General features: G+C 74.9%; 3 protein-coding genes. All 3 read right to left on the reverse strand.

Going from position 1 to position 3,640, the window contains the following annotated elements:
* Window positions 1-660, reverse strand: a 660-nt coding sequence (locus tag ABT300_RS42290; RefSeq protein WP_351687996.1) for a phytoene/squalene synthase family protein, incomplete at its 3' end; no start/stop codon positions are given.
* Window positions 657-2,255 (reverse strand): phytoene desaturase, encoded by a 1,599-nt coding sequence (locus ABT300_RS42295; protein ID WP_351687999.1) that lies wholly within the window; start codon window positions 2,253-2,255, stop codon window positions 657-659. The genes ABT300_RS42295 and ABT300_RS42290, both read right to left, overlap by 4 nt.
* Window positions 2,252-3,640, reverse strand: a 1,389-nt coding sequence (locus ABT300_RS42300) for a polyprenyl synthetase family protein (RefSeq protein WP_502978118.1), incomplete at its 5' end; no start/stop codon positions are given. The genes ABT300_RS42300 and ABT300_RS42295, both read right to left, overlap by 4 nt.

Genomic DNA, 3,640 nt, shown 5'->3' on the forward strand with positions numbered 1-3,640 from the left:
GCCGGTGCTGCGGCTCCAGTGCAGCAGCTCGCGGTCCACGCCGTGCGCGGACAGCAGGTCGGCGGGCAGGTAGACGCGTCCGCGGTCGAGGTCCTCGCCCACGTCGCGCAGGAAGTTGCTCAGCTGGAAGGCGACCCCCAGCGCCGCAGCGTGCGGGGCCGCTTCCTCGCGGGGGACGACCGTGCCCAGGATCGGCAGCATCTGCAGCCCGATCACCGCGGCCGAACCGTGCATGTAGGCGTGCAGGTCGGTGTAGGTCGGATAGTCGCTGACCTCCAGGTCGCTGCGCATGGACGCCATGAAGTCGTGGAAGTGCCGGTGGTCGATGGCGTAGCGCCGGGCCGTGTCGGCGAGCGCCAGCACCACCGGCTCGCTGCTGTGGCCGTCCCGGAGCCCGCGGTGCAGGCGCTCCTGGAGCCGGGCGAGATCGGCCGCGCGGCGATGGACGGGGACGTCCGGTTCCAGGGAGTCGACGATGTCGTCCGCCCAGCGGGCGAAGCCGTAGAGGGCGTGGACGGCGGGACGGCGTTCCACCGGCAGCAGCCGTGTCGCGAGGAAGTAGGTCCTTCCGTGCCGGGCGTTGAGCCGACGGCACTCGGAGTAGGCCGCGCGCAGCGCCGGTTCGGTGATGCCGGCCGCGTCGAGCTCCCGGACGGTCACGGCTGCCTGCCTTCCTGCACGGGCGTGACGCGCGTCGCGGACGTGACGGGCGACGCGGGCGGCGCCGCCGTCGCCGTCGCAGGGGTGCGCCCGCGCCGCGGTACGGCGCGCAAGTGCCGCCCGGTGATCCGTGCGGCGGCGAGCTTGCCGGACAGCAGCACCGTGGGGACGCCGACGCCCGGTGTGGTGCCGCAGCCCGCCAGCACGGCGTTGTCGGCGCCGCGGACGAGGTTGCGCGGCCGGAACGGGCCGGTCTGCGCGAAGGTGTGGGCGGCCGAGAACGGCGTGCCGGCCGCGTGCCCCTGGGCCGTCCAGTCGGCGGGGGTGACGAGCACCTCCTCCTGCACGGCGTCGGCGATGCCGTGCAGCCCGCGGTGTTCGAGTTCCCGCAGGACGCTGTCGCGGTAGCGCGGTGCGAGATCGCTCCAGGCGGCGGCGTCCGGCCCGATGTCGGTGTTCGGGCAGGGTGCCAGGATGTAGTGGAGGTGGCGGCCGGGCGGAGCGAGCGTCGGATCGGTGGCGGTGGGGCGAGTGACGAGCAGCGACGGGTCGCTCATCAGGCGTCCCGCGCGGGTGAGTTCGTCGAAGGTGCGGTGCCATCGCGCCCCGAACGACAGGGTGTGGTGGGCCAGTCCGGGCCAGGTGCGGTCGGTTCCGGCGTGCAGGACGACGGCCGACGGCGCGTGCCGGATCCCGAGGGGGCGGTGCGGTGTGCGGCCGAGGAGCGCGTAGGAGACCGGCAGGTCCGGCGTCAGGACCACGGCGTCGCAGGCGATGCGGTCCTGACCGGTGACGACGGCGGTGATCCGGCCGGCGGAGCGTTCCAGCCGGGTGACGTCCTGGCCGAACCTCAGATCGGCGCCGGCCTTCGCGGCGGCGTCCGCCATGGCCTGCGGCAGCGCGTGCATGCCCCCGCGGGGGAAGTACACGCCGGCGACGGTGTCCATGTAGGCGATCACGGCGTACGCGGCCAGCGCCCGCGCCGGGGTGACTCCGGCGTACAGCGCCTGGAAGGAGAAGACGCGGCGCAGCCGTTCGTCGTGCAGGTGACGGCCGATCCTCGCGTCCAGCCGTCCGAATCCGCCGAGGGCGGCGAGCCGGGCCAGGTCCGGGGTCAGCAACTGGAAGGGGGAGTCGAAGTTCGCGTCGATGAAACGGCGCATCTGAACCCGGTACAACCGCTCCAGCCACACCCGCAGCCGCCGGTAGCCCGCGGCTTCCGCCGCGCCCGCGAAACGCTCGACCTCCGTCTCCATCGCCTGCGGGTCGGTGTGCACGTCGAGGCCGCTGCCGTCGGCGAACAGGGCCCGGTAGGCGGGATGCAGGGGGATGAGGTCGACGCGGTCGCGCAGGCTCTCGCCGACCGCCGCGAACGCCTCGTCGGCGAGGTCGGGCATGGTCAGCACGGTGGGCCCGGTGTCGATGCGGTAGCCGCCGCGCTCCAGGCGTCCGGCGCGGCCTCCCGGCAGCGTGTCGCGTTCGAGCAGGGTGACCCGGCGGCCCGCGCCGAGCAGGTGCAGCGTCGCAGCCAGGCCGGAGAGACCCGCGCCGATCACCACGACGTGATCCGTGGGTCCGGGAACGGTTCTGGTCATCGCAGGACTCCGTCGGCGCCGGCGGGGAGGAGCAGGGAGAGCGGCAGACCGCCGTCTAGCGCTCCGCACGTCGTGGGCGTGGGCGTGGGCGTGGGTGCGGAGGCGGGGGTGGCGGCGGGCGTCGTGCCGGCCGAGGCGTGCAGCAGCTGTCGGAGGCGCATCCGGCTCTGAGGCTCCAGGACGGCGGAGTCGAGGTGACGCATCCCCTGGGCGACCAGTCGGTCGATCTTCGCCTCGACGAGGTCGCGCGCCCCGCCGGCCACGAGCACGTCACGGACCTCGGCGAGACGGCTCTCGGAGAGGTCGGCGCGGCCGAGGGAGCGCCGCAGCACGGCGGCGCCGTGGCGGTCGCCCGTCGACTCCGCGCGGGCCTGGGCCACCGCGACCAGGTAGGTGGGCTTGCCCGCCCGGATGTCGCCGCCCGCGGGTTTGCCGGTGCGCCGGGGATCGCCGAAGACGTCGGCGAGGTCGTCGCGCAGCTGGAACGCGATGCCGACGCACCTGCCCGCCGAGCACAGGGCCGCGCTCTGCGCGCCGTCCGCTCCCGCCAGGGCGGCTCCGAGCGCCAGCGGGCGTTCGACCGAGTAGAGCGCGCTCTTGAGGCAGGCGGCGCGGACGGCCCGGGCCAGGGACCGCGAGGAGGTCGCCTGGCCCTGGACGTCCAGGTACTGTCCGGCCACCATCTCCGTGCGCATGGCGCTCCACAGATCGCGCACGGCACGGACCGTGTCCGGGGGCGCCTCGACGGCCGCGACGGTGTCGTCGGCCCAGGCCAGGGCCAGGTCCCCGGCGAGGATCGCCGCGGCCTCGCCGAAACGTCCGCCGCGGTCGCCGCTGTCGGCGGGGAGGACGCCGGCGTACTGGGCGGTCACGTCCGCGTGCAGGGCGAGCCGTCCGCGGCGCATCCGGGAGCCGTCGATGACGTCGTCGTGGACGAGGGCGCAGGTCTGGATCAGCTCGAGGGCGGCGCCGACGCGCAGGGCGGCCTCCGCCTCCACGGCCGTGCCGCCGCAGGCGCGCAGCGCCCACCAGACGAACTGGGAGCGCATGCGCTTGCCGCCTTCGACGGTGCACCGTGCGACGCGTTCGGCCAGGTCACGGCCGAACACGGGGTCGAGGGCGGCGGCGTGCTCCACCCGTTCGGCCAGGAGGGCGTCCAGGACGCGCCCCACGGCCGCCGGCACATCGCCGTCGACGGCATCGACGTCGACGGAATCGAGGGGGTACGCGTCCGCCCGGTCGCGAAGACGCGCCCGCTCGCGCGGTTCCCGCCGCTCGCGCGGCTCCGGCGGGGCGTGCTCGGGCACGGGAAGATCCTTCGCCTCGGTGGGACGCATCCCGGTTCCTCTCGCCACGATCGCTTCGGGGTCTGACGTAATGCCTTC

This window comes from Streptomyces sp. NPDC001027 (assembly GCF_040299045.1).
GTDB lineage: Bacteria > Actinomycetota > Actinomycetes > Streptomycetales > Streptomycetaceae > Streptomyces.